The sequence below is a fragment of the Alphaproteobacteria bacterium genome (assembly GCA_024244705.1).
GTDB lineage: Bacteria > Pseudomonadota > Alphaproteobacteria > JAAEOK01 > JAAEOK01 > JAAEOK01.
In genome coordinates, this window is the sequence record JAAEOK010000098.1 from 45,916 (window position 1) to 61,338 (window position 15,423).

Below are 15,423 nucleotides of genomic sequence, written 5' to 3' on the forward strand. Positions count from 1 at the left end.
CGGCGCCCGATTCGTCGCCATGTCCCATACCATATCGGCAATATTGACACAAAATTCTCAACCGTGTATTACTTTTCAAGAATATTCTATTATAAGAGAATTTCGGGATTATACTCGGTGAATGGATCGGCGGTATGACCGACGGATGCCACAACGCGCGGGAAATCGATCGGCGCCATGCCCGCAGCCTGACCGCGGTCCTCCTCGCCGCCCTATTCGCCAGTTCGTCGGGAATCCTGGTCCGCCAAATCGAAGAGGCAAGCGGCTGGCAAGTCCTGTTTTACCGGTCATTGGCGTTCGCCGGCACCGTCCTCATCGTCATCCTGTGGCGCCACCGGTCGCGCACCGGGGACGCCTTCCGCGCCGTCGGCTGGCCCGGCGTGATCGCCGCCATCAGCCTCGGCAGCGCGTTCATCGCCTTCATCTTCTCCCTGCTGTGGACCTCCGTCGCCGAGGCCGTCTTCATCCTCAGCAGCGCGCCCCTGTTCGCCGCCCTGCTCGGCTGGCTGGTCCTGCGCGAGCGGATATCCGCCGTCATGGCGGCGGCGATGGTGGTGGCGCTCGCCGCGATCGGCCTGATGCTGGGGACCGGCCGCCAAGGGACCACGATCGACGGCGCGGCGGCCGCGCTCGTCGCCTGCCTCGGCTATGCCGGCGCGATCGTCGCCCTTCGCTTCGGCCGTGCCGTCGACATGATGCCGGCAACCTGCCTGTCCGGGGTTTTCGCCGGTCTGGTCTGCCTCGTCTTCGTCGGCGACTTGGCGATCGGCGCCCACGACCTGGTCGTGTCGCTGCTTCTCGGCAGCGCGCAGATCGGCCTCCAATACATCCTGATCACGGTCGCCGCCCGCGACGTGCCGGCGGCGCAAATCGCCCTCATCATGCTGATCGAGGTCGCCTTGGCACCGCTTTGGGTGTGGATCGGGGTCGGCGAGGTCCCGGCGCCGACGACGATGATCGCCGGCGCAGTCGTTGTCGCCGCGGTCGCCGTTCAGGCGGGGTTCAATCTGAGGCGGGACTCGGTTTAGGCAAGTCCGACTAGTCCCTGAGCGCGCCGCCGGTCTGCTTGGAAACGTTGGCGACGATCCTGTCCGAGGTGGCGTCGATATCTTCTTCGGTGAGCGTGCGCGCCGCCGATTGCAGGGTGACGGAGATGGCCAGCGATTTCTTGCCGTCGCCGATGCCGCCGCCGCCATAGACGTCGAACACCGAGACCCCGGCGATCAGGTCCTTGTCGGCGCCGAGCGCCGCCCGCACCAGCTTTTCGGCCGGAACCGCTTCATCGACGACGAAGGCGAAATCGCGCTCGACCGCCGGATAGGGCGACGCCTTCAGCAGCGGCCGCTTCTTGCCGTCCTTGGCGCGCGGCCGCGGTATCTTGTCGACGAACACCTCGAACGCCGCCATCGGCGCCTTGGCCTCGAGCGCGCGCAGGACGCGCGGATGGACCTCGCCGAACCAGGCCAGCACGTTGGGGCCGAGCCGCAGCCCGCCCGAACGCCCGGGGTGGTACCAGGACGGGGCGTCGGTCGAGACCTGGAGTTTGTCGACCGGGGCGCCGGCGGCGGTCAGTGCACCGATGGCGTCGGCCTTGGCATCGTAGACATCGACGTCGCGCGGCGCGGCGTACCAGTGGCGCGGTCCCGTGCGCCCGGCGCGCACCCCGGCGGCGACCAGATCCTGACCGGCCGGGGTGTCGTCGCAATATTGCGGGCCGACCTCGAACAAGGCGCCGTCGCCTTCGCCGTGGTTGTGATTGCGCGCGGCGGCGGTGATCAGGTTGGGCAGGATCGACGGCCGCATGACATCGAGATCGGCGCTGATCGGGTTGACCAGGGTGAGATCGGGATTGCCGCCGCCGAACAGCGCCGCGTGGTCGGCGCGGCAGAACGACCACGTCACCGCCTCGTCGTAGCCGCGCGCGGCGATCGCCCGCCGGACCTGGCGCGTGCGGCGCTGGGCCGGGGTCACCGCGACCGGCGGCAGGGCGGTGTCGAGGGTCATCGGCACCACCGGAATGCGGTCGTAGCCATAGACCCGGGTTATTTCCTCGATCAAGTCGGCCTCGGCGTCGACGTCGACGCGCCACGACGGCACCCGCACCTCGACCGTCGCGCCCTGGCCCTCCGGCGTGAAGCCGAGGCGCTCGAGGATCGATTTCTGTTCGGCCGCCGGGATGTCGACGCCACAGAGATGCTTAACCCGGTCGAGGCGCAGCGGAACCGTGTGGCTCCAGTCCGGCATTTCGCCGGCGATGGTCAGGGCGCTCGCCTCGCCGCCGCAGAACTCGGCGACCAATTGGGCAGCGACCTCGGCCCCCCACAGCACCGATTCCGGATCGACGCCGCGCTCGAACCGATAGCGGGCGTCGCTTTCGATCTGCAGCTTGCGGCCGGTCGCCGCCGTGCGCACGCGGTCGAACAGGGCGACCTCGAGGAACACGTTCTTGGTCTCGGCGGTGCAGCCGCTATTCTCGCCGCCCATCACGCCGCCGATGCCGTGCACCGCGTTGGCGTCGGCGATGATTGTCATCTCCGGATCGAGGTCATAGGCGCGCCCGTCGAGAGCGAGGATCGATTCGCCGGCGTTGGCGAACCGCATCGTCAGGTCGCCGGCCAGCTTGTCGGCGTCGAACACATGGAGCGGGCGGCCAAAATCTATGGTGACGTAGTTGGTGATATCGACCAGCGCCGAGATCGGCCGCAGCCCGACGGCGCGGAGTCGTTGCTGTACCCAGTCGGGGCTCGGTCCGTTGGTGACGCCACGGAACAAGCGCCCAACGACCATCGGACAGGCATGGCCTTCTTCGGCGGGAAGATCGCGGCGCCATTGGATCGGGCTGTCGAAGGTGCCGGTCACGGTTTCGATCTGCAGCGGCTTGAGGGTGCCCACCCCGGCGGCGGCAAGGTCGCGGGCGATGCCGCGGACGCCCAGGCAATCCTGGCGGTTGGGGGTGATGGCGATATCGAAGACCGGATCGTCGAGCCCCATCAATTCGGCATACGGCATGCCGACCGGGGCATCGTCATCGAGCTCGATGATACCCTCGTGCTCGTCGCTGACGCCCATTTCCCGTTCCGAGCACAGCATGCCATTGGACTCGACGCCGCGAATCTTGGCCGCCTTGAGATCGACACCGGTGCCCGGAATATGCGTACCGGCAGGCGCGAACACACCCTTCATGCCGGTCCGCGCGTTGGGCGCGCCGCAAATCACCTGAACCTGTTCCCCACCGCTGTCGACGAGGCAGACGCGGAGGCGGTCGGCATCGGGATGCTTTTCCGCCGAGATCACATAGCCGACGGTGAAGGCCGCGAGCGCCGCCGCCTGATCGACGACTTCCTCGACCTCGAGACCGAGCGCGGTCAACCGCGCGGCGATCTCGTCGCGCGTGGCCTCGGTCTCCAGATGATCCTTGAGCCAGGACAGGGTGAATTTCATGCCGACAGCCCACCGGTCATCGACGGCACGTCGAGAGGAACGAAGCCGTAATGGCGCAACCAGCGCAAATCGGCGTCGAAGAAGGTGCGCAGATCCGGAATGCCGTATTTGAGCATGGCGATGCGCTCGCAGCCCATGCCGAAGGCGAAGCCCTGATAGCGGGTCGAATCGACACCGCAATTCTCCAGCACCCGGGGATGAACCATGCCGCAGCCGAGGATTTCGAGCCAGTCGTCACCGGCGCCGATCCTCAATTCGCCGCCTTTGCGGATGCAGCCGATATCGACCTCCGCCGACGGTTCGGTGAACGGAAAGTGGCTCGGCCGGAAGCGGACCGGCACGTCGGCGACCTCGAAATAGGCGCGGCAGAACTCGATCAAGCATCCCTTGAGGTGACCCATATGGGTGGTCTCGTCGACGACCAGCCCCTCGAACTGATGGAACATCGGCGTATGGGTGATGTCCGAATCGGAGCGATAGGTGCGCCCCGGCACGAGGAGGCGAAACGGCGGTTTGGCGTTTTCCATGGCGCGGATCTGCACCGGCGAGGTATGGGTCCGCAGCACCAATTGGCTGCCGTCGTCTTTTTCCGGCAGATAGAAGGTATCGTGCATCTGGCGCGCCGGGTGATCGGGCGGGATGTTGAGCGCGGTGAAGTTGTACCAGTCGCTTTCGATGTCCGGGCCCTCGGCGATGGTGAACCCCATCTCGCCGAAGATCGCCGTCACCTCGTCGATGGTCTGGCTGATCGGATGGATGTGACCTTGCCGTTCGGGCCGGGCCGGCAGGGTGACGTCGAGCGTCTCGCCGGCCAACCGCGCGTCGAGTTCGCTGTCGGCGAGCGCCGAGCGGCGCGCCTCGATGGCCGCGGCGACCGCGTCCTTGAGCTCGTTGAGCGCGCGGCCCGATTGCTTGCGCGCCTCCGCATCGAGCCCGCCCAATTGCTTCATCAGGCCGGTCAGCCGGCCCTTTTTTCCGAGCGCCGAAACCCGCACCCGCTCGAGCGCATTGAGGTCGCCCGCGGCCTCAATCGCGGCCAGCAATTCGGTCCTGATGTCGTCCGGGTTTTCCATTCCTGCCTTCCACGGAATCGACGACGGCGAGGTCCGCCGATTGCCGGCCCCCGCTGCCGTCGATAGCTCTCCGCGTGTTCTAGGCGGCGGAGTCGAGGGCGGCTCGGGCCTGATCGACGATGGCCTTGAACGCCTCCGGCTCGCGCACGGCGAGGTCGGCCATGATCTTGCGGTCGAGGTCGATACCGGCCTTGTGGACGCCGTTCATGAACTCGGAATAGGTCAGTCCGTGCTCGCGCGCACCCGCGTTGATGCGCTGGATCCACAGGGCGCGGAAGTTGCGCTTACGGGTGCGGCGGTCGCGATAGGCGTATTGCAGGCTCTTCTCGACCCGCTGGTTGGCGGCGCGGAAGGTATTCTTCTGCCTTCCCCGCGCGCCCTTGGCTGCCTTGATGACCTTCTTGTGGCGAGCGTGTTTGGTCACGCCCCTCTTGATACGTGCCATGGTGCGTTTCCTTAGCGGTAGGGCATGTATTTTTTGACGATGCGCGCGGCGTCATTGGCCATGATTTCGGAGCCGCGATGCTGTCGCTTCATCTTCTGGGACCGGCGGCGCAGGAAATGGCGCTTCTTCGCCGGGTTCATCCGGACCTTGCCCGTAGCCGTAAAGGAGAATCGCCCCTTGGTACTGCTCTTGGTCTTCATTTTGGGCATTTTCATCTCCTGATTCGAAGTGTCGTTCCGGGGCGGCCGGGCATGCCCTTTGGGCCACGACGCGCCATGCCGCCCGGACCGGCCGGGCGAACGGAGCCGCCTTATAACGGCGGTAGCGGGGGAACGCAAGGCTTGCGAAGCGCCGGGTCGTTCCGTTAAGTGGCATCCGATCCCGATTGACCCGAGGCGCGGAAACAGCGCGATGAACAATGCCAACAATCCGGCCCGGCCGCTCGTCCGGCGCCTGGCCGCCCTGTTCGACGACCACCTCGCTTGGTGGCTCGGGGGAACGGCAATTCTCCTGGTCGCCGGGTGGCTGCTGCCGGTGATGACGGTCAAGACGATGGTCGTTTTCAGCGACCAGGTGTCGATTCTCGACGGCACCTTTCGCCTCCTCGACAGCGGCGACATCATGCTTTTCCTGATCGTCTTCGTCTTTACGATATTGTTCCCGGCGATCAAGCTGATCGTTGCCGCCACGGTGTTGCGCAAACTGGACCGCGCCTCCGGTCGGCTGCACCGTCTGCTCGGCTGGATCGAGGCGCTCGGCCGTTGGTCGATGCTCGACGTCTTCGTCGCCGCCCTCCTCGTCGTCGTGATCAAGTTGTCGATGGTTTCCGACGTGGTCATCCATTCGGGCCTGTACGTCTTCGCCGCCGCCGTCGTGCTCTCGATCGTCGTCGTCCGCCGTGTCGCCCGACGCGCGCGCACGGCGGCGATCGGTGCAGATGGCGGCGACCGCCAACCGCAAGTCTCGGGAGAACCGGAATGAAGATCGACGGCGGCTGTCACTGCGGCTACCTGACCTACCGGGCGGAAGTCGACCCCGGGGACGTCATCATTTGCCATTGCACCGACTGCCAAACCTTGTCGGGCACGGCGTTTCGAACCGTGGTGTTTGCTCCCGACAGCGATTTCGCCTTTGTCACCGGGGCGCCCAAGATTTACGTCAAGACGGCCGAAAGCGGGCGGCCCCGCGCCCAAGCCTTCTGCCCCGAATGCGGCACACCGATCTATTCGGCGGACCCCGGCGAGGGACCGAAACTGCTCGGCCTGCGTGCCGGCACGGTGCGCCAGCGCAACACCCTCCGCCCGGCCAAGCAGCTCTGGACCCGCTCGGCTCTCGACTGGATCGACGACGTGGCGGCGATCGAACGCGTCGAGCGTCAGTAGCCGATCCCCTTCCACGGCCGAGGCCCGAACCGAAGATCATGTCGGTGCCACGCTCGAGATCAGAGCGGCAGAGTTTCTTAAAACTCACTTGACATAACTATATATCTAGTTATATAGATTTCTGTTAGGAGGTCACCCATGAACGATCACCAGGCGGCGATTGGACTTTCGGCCCTCGGCAACGAGACACGCCTTCACCTGTTCCGGCTTCTGGTCAAGGCCGGGCCGGACGGCCTGACAGTCGGCCGTATCCAGCGGCACCTCGACGTGCCGGCCTCAACGCTGGCCCACCACATTGCCCGTCTGGCGCAGGCCGGATTGATCGAGCAGCGCAAGGACGGCCGTGAAGTCATTTGCACCGCCGGTTATCGGCAGATGACCGATCTTGTCGCCTACGTCATGCGCGAATGCTGCGAAGGACTGCCGATCGAACTCGGCAATATGCCCGGATCGGTCGAGATGGCGACGGCGGGCTGATTTTTTGCCCTTTAATTCGATTAAACTAAGGATGTAGATGTATGGCCGATTTTAGCGTTACAACGCGGGCTTCGGATGGGGGCCGGTCAGGCCTGACCCGTCTGGTCGACCCGGTCTGGGGCCTGACAGCGGCGATCGTCGTGCTCCTGCTTCTCGTCGACCGCGCTCAGGGCGTGGATTCGATTGCGTTCGTCCTCGGTGCCTTGATCGACATTCTACCGTTCCTGGCCGTTGCGATCGGCGCCGCCGCTTATGCCAAGGCGAGCGGGGCAGACGCGCTGATTGCTCGCGCCTTCCAGGGCCGGATCGCGTTGATGATCCTCGCCGCCGCGCTCATCGGCGCCCTGTCGCCATTCTGCTCATGCGGTGTCATCCCGCTCATTGCGGCGCTGCTGGCGATGGGCGTGCCGTTGGCCGCGGTGATGGCATTCTGGTTGTCGTCACCGATTATGGACCCGTCGATGTTCGTCCTCACCGCCGGCACCCTCGGCCTGCCCTTCGCGTTGGCGAAGACGGCGGCGGCCGTCGGACTCGGCCTGTTTGGTGGATTCGGAATCCTGGCCGGTCAACGCCTCGGCATGTTCGAAGCACCGCTTCGCGACGGGATCGCCGGCGACGGTTGCGCCGCGCGGCGTCTCACCACGCCCAGCGACGTCGCTTGGACCTTCTGGAACGCGGCCGATCGCCGCACCACCTTCGGCCGCGAGGCGCTGTCCAGCTTTCTGTTCCTCGCCAAGTGGCTGACAATCGCGTTCCTCCTCGAGAGCCTGATGATGGCCTATGTCCCGGCCGGCTGGATCGCCACCGCGGTCGGCGGCGACGGTGTCGGTCCGATCGTCATCGCCGCGCTCGTCGGCATACCGGCCTACCTCAACGGGTATGCGGCCTTGCCGCTGGTCGGCGGGCTGATCGAGTCCGGTATGTCGCCGGGCGCCGGTATGGCATTCCTGGTCGCTGGCGGCGTCAGCTCGATTCCCGCCGCCGTGGCCGTCTATGCGCTCGTCAAGGCCCCGGTATTCACCGCTTATCTCGGCTTCGCGCTTATCGGATCCATACTCGCCGGTGTCGTGTTCCTGGCGATTTGATCGGGCAAGATCTGGTCCGGTCGACCATGACCGCAGCGGAACGGCGTCAACTTCGGGCCCTCCCCTGTCCCCCCGACACCTCGCGCCAACGTTGCAGGGAAACGCCGAAACGACGACGTTTGTCTACGCCGGCAAGGGCCGACGCGCCATCTCACGCATACTCAGGACAGCTCCGCACGAGATCAAAGCGGCGGCGATCAGGTAATAGATCGGCGCGTAGGCATCGCCGGTGCGCTGGACCAGGTAGGTCGCTACCCAGGGCGTCGTGCCGCCGAAGATCCCGAGGCACAGGTTGTAGCCGATCCCGGCGCCGCTGCAGCGGACCTTGGCGGGCAAGAATTCGATCATCACCGGAATCGTCATCGCCCACCCCATGCCATTGATGACGGCGAGCGCGGTCTGCCCGAGAAGCACCATGCCAAGCGCCGGTTCATGCATCAGGGACCACATCGGCCAGGCCAGAATGACGGTGCCGATCTGAGCGATGAAGAGGACCGGCTTGCGGCCGATGAGATCGGAACAAAGGCCTGTAATCGGAATGAACAACGACAGCGCGACCAGACTGATCGTATTGATGTCCATCGCCTCGGCGGTGGTGAAATGCATCTGGTCGGTGAGGTAGGAGGCCGCGTAAACGAAGATGATGAAATATCCGACCGCGATCGGCAGGCACAGCCCGATGATGGTCAGGATTTCCCGCCAGTGGAAGCGGACGGCCTCGACAACCGGCGAGCGGGCAACATCCTCTGGCTTCGGCATCGCCGGCGATTCGCCGAGCCGGCGGCGCACGACGATACCAACGACCGCGATAACGCCGCCGAACAGGAATGGCAGCCGCCATCCCCAGTCGCCCATCACCGCATCGCCCAAGACAGTGCTCGTCAGCGACGCGACACCGGAGCCAAGAAGGCAGCCGGCAAGGTTGCCGAAGGCGATCCAACTGCCGATAAAACCGCGCCGTGCCGAGGGCGCCTTTTCGACCAGCAGCACCGCAGACGAGCTGTACTCGCCGGCGACCGAGATGCCTTGAGCAACGCGCAATAGGACAAGCAGAACAGCGGCGGCGACGCCGATCTGTGTATAGGTCGGCAGCAGGCCGATCAGAACCGTCGCGACCCCCATGATCGACATCGCCAAGATCATCGTTGGCTTGCGGCCCCTGCGGTCGCCGAGATGACCGTAAATGACGCTTCCGATGGGACGCGCCGCGTAGCCCGCTGCGAGCACGCCGAAGGCCGCGAGCAACGAGGCGACGGGATCGCTGGAGGGGAAGAATTCGCTACCAATGAAAACGGCCAAGAAGCCGTAGGCGGTGAAATCGTACCACTCCAGCACGTTGCCGATCGTGCACGCGAAAATCGTCCTCGGCGTCGCCTCGGTCGGCCTCGTATCGCTCCCGCCGGGCTCGTCGATCGCGTCTTTCATCATCGCCGACCCTCGTCCATTCCAGCGGCCGTCACGATGGGAGATCGGCCCGATTCGGAGATGTTTGGATCGGCGACAGAACTCACGCAAGCACGCTCCAGCCGATTGGACTCGGGCGGCGGCGCATCAAAGGCAACCCTGCGTGGTCGAATCTCGAAGCGAGAACGCGAGGCGCCGCTGACTAACGCGGCGCGATCACCATCACCATCTGGCGGCCTTCCATTTTCGGAAACTGCTCGACCTTGGCGATCTCGTCGAGGTCCTCGCGGACCCGGTCGAGGACGCGGGCGCCCAGATCCTGATGGGCCAGCTCGCGGCCACGGAAGCGCAATGTCACCTTGACCTTGTCGCCCTCGCCGAGGAACCGGACCATGTTCCGCATCTTGACCTCGTAGTCATGATCCTCGATCCCGGGGCGCATCTTGATCTCCTTGACGTCGATCGTCTTCTGCTTCTTGCGAGCTTCGTTCTTGCGCTTCTGGGTTTCGTATTTGAGCTTGCCAAGATCGAGAATCTTGCACACCGGCGGATCCGAATTGGGTGAAATCTCGACGAGGTCGAGCCCCGCCTCTTCTGCCATCTGTCGTCCCCGCGCGGCCGATACGAGACCGACATTTTCTCCGTTTTGGTCGATCAGCCGTATATCAGAGGCCGTGATCTGCTCGTTCGCCCGTGGTCCCTCCCGGACCGGCTGGGCGTTAATGGGTGGTCGTGCTATGTAGTTCCTCCTTCATTTCCGGCCCGCGGCCAAGCCCCCTTGCCAGGGACGCACGGCAACCCGCCCAAGGAATACCTCGCCTGGGCGGGTCCGGCGACCTTGGGTCAGGCCACGGGACTTCGAGCTTCTTCGCTAAGTGTAGTTACTGCCTCACCAAGGGCAAGGATTTCTTGCGCCTTGCCGCCGAGCCGCCGCAGCGCCACCGAGCGTTCCTTGGCCTCGCGGTTGCCGACGACAACGATCACCGGCACCTTGGCCAGGCTGTGCTCGCGCACCTTGTAATTGATCTTTTCGTTGCGCAGGTCGGTCTCGACGCGAAGCCCGGCCACGGCCATCTCGGCGGCGACATCGCGCGCGTAATCGTCGGCGTCACCGGTGATCGTCGCCACCACCGCCTGGACCGGCGCCAGCCACAGCGGGAACCGGCCGGCATAATGTTCGATAAGAACGCCGATGAAACGCTCGAACGAGCCGAGAATGGCCCGATGCAACATCACGGGCCGGTGCTTCTGGCCGTCCTCGGCGACATAGGTCGCGTCGAGGCGCTCCGGCAGCACGAAATCGACCTGCCAGGTCCCGCATTGCCATTCGCGGCCGATCGCATCGCGGAGCACGAAATCGAGCTTGGGGCCATAGAAGGCGCCGTCGCCCGGGTTGAGCTCCCATGTCATACCAGCCGCCTCGACCGCGTCCTTGAGCGCAGTCTCCGCCTTGTCCCAGGTCGCGTCGCTGCCCGCGCGCACCGGCGGCCGGTCGGCGAAGCGAATGATGACGTCATCGAACCCGAAATCGCGGTAGATACTCATCAGCAGGGTGCAGAATTTCTCGGTCTCGGCGGTGATCTGGTCCTCGGTGCAGAAGATATGCGCGTCGTCCTGGGTGAAGGCGCGCACCCGCATCAGGCCGTGCAGCGCGCCCGACGGCTCGTTGCGGTGGCATGAGCCGAACTCGGCCATCTTCAGCGGCAGGTCGCGATAGCTCTTGATGCCCTGCTTGAAGATTTGGACATGGCACGGGCAGTTCATCGGCTTGAGCGCGAGGATGTGTTCGTCATCGGCCTCGGTCGTAAACATGTTCTCGCGGAATTTCTCCCAGTGCCCGGAGGACTCCCAAAGCGCCCGATCGACCAGCTGCGGCGTCTTGACCTCGACATAGCCGGCCGCGTCGAGCCGGCGGCGCATATAGGCCTCGCAGGTCCGGTAGAGCGTCCACCCCTTGGGGTGCCAGAACACGCTGCCCGCCGCTTCCTCCTGCTGGTGGAACAGGTTCATCTCGCGGCCGAGCCGCCGGTGGTCGCGGCGCTCGGCCTCTTCCAATCGGTGCAAATAGGCGGCGAGTTGCTTGTCGTCGGCCCAGGCGGTGCCATAGATCCGCTGCAACATCTCGTTGCGCGAATCGCCGCGCCAATAGGCGCCGGCCACCTTCATCAACTTGAAGGCACGGCCCAGCTTGCCTGTCGACGGCAGATGCGGGCCGACACAGAGGTCGAGAAAATCGCCCTGGCGGTAGATGCTGATGGCTTCGTCCTCGGGCAGGTCGCGAATGATCTCCGCCTTGTAAAGCTCGTCCGCGCCCTCGAAATAGGCGATCGCGTCCTGACGCTTCCATATTTCGCGCGTGATCGTCTCGTCGCGCGCGACGATCTCACGCATGCGGGCCTCGATCGTTTCGAGGTCGTCGGGCGTGAACGGATCCGGCCGGGCAAAGTCGTAGTAGAACCCGTCCTCGATCGCCGGGCCGATGGTGACCTGGGTGTCGGGATAGAGCTCCTTGACCGCCTCGGCCATGACGTGGGCGGCGTCGTGGCGCAGCAGTTCGAGGGCGTCCGGGTCCTTGGCGGTGACGATCGATACGTGGGCGTCGCGGTCGATCACTGCGGCGAGGTCCCGCATCACGCCATCGACGCGCACGGCCATCGCCGCCTTGGCCAGGCCGGGTCCGATGTCGGCCGCCACTTCCGCGCCGCTCGGCGCACGGTCGAACGTGCGCACGCTGCCGTCCGGCAACGTCACGTTGACCGCGCCGCCGGTCGGCGACGCTTCGGAAATGGGTTGCGGCAGTTCCATGACGGGACCGGCTCCGGATTCCTCTCGTGGCATGAAATAGGGCGCCGGAAACTAGCGTAAAGGAGCCGTCGCCGCCACCACTTTTCAAGCCATTCGGCGGTCGGCTGGACTCGCCTCGCGCAATAGGTTAGCTGAGGACGATGACCGACAGCGACTCGCATGGCGCGGAGCCGGCGCCCCGCCTCGAACGGGCGGACGGCGGCTGGATATCGCATCGCCGCAACCCGGGCTCGGGTCCGGGCGTGGTCTTCCTGCCCGGTTTCCGGTCCGACATGGCCGGCACCAAGGCCGCCGTGCTCGACGCCTACTGCCGCGCGCGAGGCCAAGCCTATCTGCGGTTCGATTACAGCGGCCACGGCGAATCCTCGGGAAAACTCACCGACGGAACAATCGGTGTCTGGGCGGCGGACGCGGTCGAAACGCTCGATGCCTTGACCGAGGGACCGCAGGTGCTGGTCGGCTCATCGATGGGCGGTTGGACCATGCTGTTGGCGGCACTCGCCCGGCCGGAGCGGATCGCCGGGCTGGTCGGCATCGCGCCGGCGCCGGATTTTACCGAGGACCTGATCTGGTCGGTGGCCGACGACGCGATGAAGGCGGCATTGGAAACCGAGGGGGTGTGGCATGAGCCCTCCCAATACGACGACGAGCCGACGCCGATCACCCGCGCCCTGGTCGAGGACGGGCGCAATCATCTCTTGCTGCGCGCGCCGATCCCGCTTTCCTGTCCGGTTCGCCTGATCCACGGCATGAAGGACCCGGACGTGCCGTGGCAGACCTCGTTGCGAATCGCCGACCGCCTCGCCTCGACCGACGTCGAGATCACCTTGATCAAGGACGGCGACCACCGGTTGTCCGAGGCGGCGGATCTGGCGCGGTTGACGGATACCCTCGGCCGCTTGCTCGATCAGTTGTCGGCGTAATCGGCAAGCAGCGCACGCAGCCCGGTCCTGTAGTCGGGATAGCGCAGCACGACGCCGAGCTCGTCCTTGATGCGATCGTTTCGCACCCGCTTGTTGTCGCGATAGAAGCTCAACGCCATCGGCGACATCTCCGCCTCCGCTTGATGAAACGGGATCAGCGGCGGCGGCGCCACGTCCAACAGCTCGCAGGCGAAGGCGATGACCTCGTCGGGCGGCGCCGGGTCGTCGTCGCACACGTTGTAGACCCGGCCCGGGTTCGGATCGGCCATCGACCGCGCCAATGTTTCGGCGATGTCCTCGACCGCGATGCGGGAGAACACCTGGCCCGCCTTATGGATACGCCGGGCGCGGCCCTGTCGCACCGTCTCCAGCGCGTTGCGTCCGGGACCGTAAATTCCGGCCAGGCGGAACAGATGGACCGGACGGTCGTGGTCCCACCATAGATCCTGCCACTGCGCTTCCGCGGTCACCCGCCGCGCGCCGCGCGCGCCGGTCGGCTCCAGTGCCGAGCCCTCGTCGACCCAGCCGCCGCCGCGGTCGCCATAGACCCCGGTGGTCGATAGGTAACCGATCCAATCGACATCGCTCGCCTCGGCGAGATCCTCGAAATGATATCGCAGCACCGGGTCGCCGTCGGCATCGGGCGGCACCGAGCTCAACACATGCGTGGCATCGCTGAACAGGGCCGCGGCATCGGCGAGCGGGGCCGTGCCGTCGAAAATGTGAGCCTCGATCCCGGCCCCGCGCAGCGCTGCTTGTTTGTCGGCCGAGCGGCAAGTTCCGGCGACCGTCCCGCCTCGCGCCAGGACGCGGTCGGCCAGCGTCCGCGCGCTGAAGCCCAGTCCGAAGCAAAACAGGTGCGGCGCGGATTTTGGTCGCGGCATGGGATCGCTCCTTCGGCCTTGAAATCGCCACCAAGTCCATCAACTCTACGGGGACCTTCCAGCGAGAGACAAGACATTGCGCCCTCAGCGTTATCCCCTTCTTGCGGTTTGCCTGGCCGCGGCCCTTGGCGCGCCAACACCGGCGGGCGCGGCGAGCGAGCAAAGCGACGCACGGCGCTACGCCCAGTGCATCGAACAGGCCGAGCGCAGCCCCGACGCGGCGTTCGAGAACGCGATGGCGTGGAGTTACCAGGGCGGCGGTTTTCCGGCCCGCCACTGCGCGGCGACCGCGCTGCTCAGCCTCGAACACTATGCCCAGGCCGCGACTCGGCTCGAGCAACTGGCCCAGGACATGGTCGGCGACGAAGCCCGGTTGCGCCCCGCCGTCCTGCGCCAGGCGGGCGATGCCTGGATGCTCCATGGCGACCTCGGCCGCAGCGCCACCAACTACGACGCCGCGCTCACCTTGCAACCCGGCTACGACGCGGCGCTGGTCGGCCGCAGCACGGTCCTCGCCCTCGGCGGCAAATACTGGGAAGCGATCGACGACCTCAACGCCGTGATCGAGACCGATGCCAAAAACGTCGAAGCGCTGGTCATGCGCGCCACCGCCTATCGCTTTGTCGAGAACGCCGAGTTGGCGATGCAGGATGTCGAGCGCGCCCTCGCCTTGCAGCCCGACAATCTTGGCGCCCTGCTCGAGCGCGGCAATCTGTATCGGCTCATCGGTGACGACGCGGCGGCGCGGGCCGACTGGATCAAGCTGCTGCAGACCGATCCCGAATCGATCCCCGCCGATGCCGCCCGCGCCAACCTTGAAAAGCTCGACGTCAAGATCGAGGACTAACGACTGCGCGCATAGGGCCGCCAATCCCGCGAGCCGTAGGAGTGTCCGTCGTAGATAGAAACTGGAAACTTGACATATGTATGCAACACGCATATATTTATCTCATGACGGCACGAACGATGAATCTCTTAGGCGCGTTGGCGTTGGTCCTTACCGACGACATGCGTGCCGCCGTCGAGGAGCGCGCGACCCGCGGCGCCAACGCTCCGGCGGCGATCGTATCGATCGGCTGGGCCCCTGGCGAAACCATCGACACGCTGAGCCAGACGCTCGGCCTCAGCCATTCGGCCACCGTGCGCCTGATCGACCGGCTTGTGGCGGACGGCTTGGTCGAACGCCGGCGCGGCGCCGACGGAAGATCGGCAGCGCTTTACCTCACGGCCGCCGGGCGGCGCTGCCGCAAGTCCAGTCTCGCTGCCCGCCGATCGGTGCTCGCCGCGGCGCTGGCATCCTTGTCGGACGACGAACAGAGGCAACTGAGCCAAATTACCGAGAAGATTCTCAACGCCGTCACCCGCAACCGTACCCATGCCGATCACATTTGCCGCCTTTGCGACGAATCGGTGTGCCCGCTTCAAACCTGTCCAGTAGAGGCCGCCGCGCAATGAAACACCAACGACACCATTCCGATCGGGACATCTGGTCGCTGATGATCAC

The 15,423-nt window shown here is 65.5% G+C and carries 16 protein-coding genes; 8 read left to right on the forward strand and 8 right to left on the reverse strand.

Annotation, left to right across the window (positions count from 1 at the left end; all coding sequences use genetic code 11):
* Nucleotides 1-134: 134 nt before the first annotated feature.
* A complete protein-coding gene (locus GY791_18215) occupies nucleotides 135-1,028 on the forward strand; it encodes a DMT family transporter (protein ID MCP4330363.1) in 894 nt (297 codons plus the stop codon).
* 10 nt (nucleotides 1,029-1,038) lie between these two features.
* On the opposite strand, the gene GY791_18220 is transcribed toward GY791_18215, so the two are convergent.
* The 4 genes from GY791_18220 to rpmI all read right to left on the reverse strand — a co-directional run bounded on the left by GY791_18220 (nucleotide 1,039) and on the right by rpmI (nucleotide 5,168).
* A complete protein-coding gene (locus GY791_18220) occupies nucleotides 1,039-3,441 on the reverse strand; it encodes a phenylalanine--tRNA ligase subunit beta (GenBank protein MCP4330364.1) in 2,403 nt (800 codons plus the stop codon).
* On the reverse strand, nucleotides 3,438-4,514 hold the full coding sequence (gene pheS / locus GY791_18225; protein ID MCP4330365.1) for a phenylalanine--tRNA ligase subunit alpha: 1,077 nt from the start codon (nucleotides 4,512-4,514) through the stop codon (nucleotides 3,438-3,440). The genes GY791_18220 and pheS overlap by 4 nt, the downstream gene beginning before the upstream one ends.
* A gap of 79 nt (nucleotides 4,515-4,593) precedes the next feature.
* A complete protein-coding gene (rplT, locus tag GY791_18230) occupies nucleotides 4,594-4,959 on the reverse strand; it encodes a 50S ribosomal protein L20 (protein MCP4330366.1) in 366 nt (121 codons plus the stop codon).
* A gap of 11 nt (nucleotides 4,960-4,970) precedes the next feature.
* Entirely contained in the window at nucleotides 4,971-5,168 is a 198-nt protein-coding gene (rpmI, locus tag GY791_18235; protein MCP4330367.1) for a 50S ribosomal protein L35, read from the reverse strand.
* A gap of 202 nt (nucleotides 5,169-5,370) precedes the next feature.
* Between rpmI and GY791_18240 the strand changes: the two genes are divergently transcribed.
* The 4 genes from GY791_18240 (at nucleotide 5,371) to GY791_18255 (ending at nucleotide 7,903) form a co-directional block, all read left to right on the forward strand.
* Nucleotides 5,371-5,940 carry a paraquat-inducible protein A gene (locus GY791_18240; GenBank protein ID MCP4330368.1) on the forward strand — a complete coding sequence of 190 codons (570 nt, stop codon included), beginning with the start codon at nucleotides 5,371-5,373 and terminating at the stop codon, nucleotides 5,938-5,940.
* The gene (locus GY791_18245) at nucleotides 5,937-6,341 is read left to right on the forward strand and encodes a GFA family protein (protein MCP4330369.1); all 405 of its coding nucleotides are present in this window, start codon (nucleotides 5,937-5,939) and stop codon (nucleotides 6,339-6,341) included. Before GY791_18240 ends, GY791_18245 begins: the two co-directional genes overlap by 4 nt.
* Nucleotides 6,342-6,479: 138 nt before the next feature.
* Nucleotides 6,480-6,818 (forward strand): helix-turn-helix transcriptional regulator, encoded by a 339-nt coding sequence (locus GY791_18250; GenBank protein MCP4330370.1) that lies wholly within the window; start codon nucleotides 6,480-6,482, stop codon nucleotides 6,816-6,818.
* A gap of 41 nt (nucleotides 6,819-6,859) precedes the next feature.
* A complete protein-coding gene (locus GY791_18255) occupies nucleotides 6,860-7,903 on the forward strand; it encodes a permease (protein ID MCP4330371.1) in 1,044 nt (347 codons plus the stop codon).
* A gap of 123 nt (nucleotides 7,904-8,026) precedes the next feature.
* Here GY791_18255 and GY791_18260 read toward each other — a convergent pair whose 3' ends face one another.
* The 3 genes from GY791_18260 to thrS form a co-directional block, all read right to left on the reverse strand.
* On the reverse strand, nucleotides 8,027-9,331 hold the full coding sequence (locus GY791_18260; GenBank protein MCP4330372.1) for an MHS family MFS transporter: 1,305 nt from the start codon (nucleotides 9,329-9,331) through the stop codon (nucleotides 8,027-8,029).
* Between the two features lie 178 nt (nucleotides 9,332-9,509).
* Entirely contained in the window at nucleotides 9,510-10,031 is a 522-nt protein-coding gene (locus tag GY791_18265) for a translation initiation factor IF-3 (GenBank protein MCP4330373.1), read from the reverse strand.
* Between the two features lie 119 nt (nucleotides 10,032-10,150).
* A complete protein-coding gene (thrS, locus tag GY791_18270) occupies nucleotides 10,151-12,112 on the reverse strand; it encodes a threonine--tRNA ligase (protein MCP4330374.1) in 1,962 nt (653 codons plus the stop codon).
* Between the two features lie 140 nt (nucleotides 12,113-12,252).
* On the opposite strand from thrS, the gene GY791_18275 reads away from it, so the two are divergent.
* Nucleotides 12,253-13,035: an alpha/beta hydrolase gene (locus tag GY791_18275; GenBank protein ID MCP4330375.1), complete on the forward strand. Its 783-nt coding sequence runs from the start codon at nucleotides 12,253-12,255 to the stop codon at nucleotides 13,033-13,035.
* Here GY791_18275 and GY791_18280 read toward each other — a convergent pair.
* Nucleotides 13,020-13,919 carry an SDR family oxidoreductase gene (locus tag GY791_18280; GenBank protein ID MCP4330376.1) on the reverse strand — a complete coding sequence of 300 codons (900 nt, stop codon included), beginning with the start codon at nucleotides 13,917-13,919 and terminating at the stop codon, nucleotides 13,020-13,022. The two genes, GY791_18275 and GY791_18280, sit on opposite strands and share 16 nt — an antisense overlap.
* A gap of 76 nt (nucleotides 13,920-13,995) precedes the next feature.
* Between GY791_18280 and GY791_18285 the strand changes: the two genes are divergently transcribed.
* Nucleotides 13,996-14,766 carry a hypothetical protein gene (locus tag GY791_18285; GenBank protein MCP4330377.1) on the forward strand — a complete coding sequence of 257 codons (771 nt, stop codon included), beginning with the start codon at nucleotides 13,996-13,998 and terminating at the stop codon, nucleotides 14,764-14,766.
* 104 nt (nucleotides 14,767-14,870) lie between these two features.
* A complete protein-coding gene (locus GY791_18290; protein ID MCP4330378.1) occupies nucleotides 14,871-15,374 on the forward strand; it encodes a MarR family transcriptional regulator in 504 nt (167 codons plus the stop codon).
* Nucleotides 15,375-15,423: the final 49 nt, after the last annotated feature.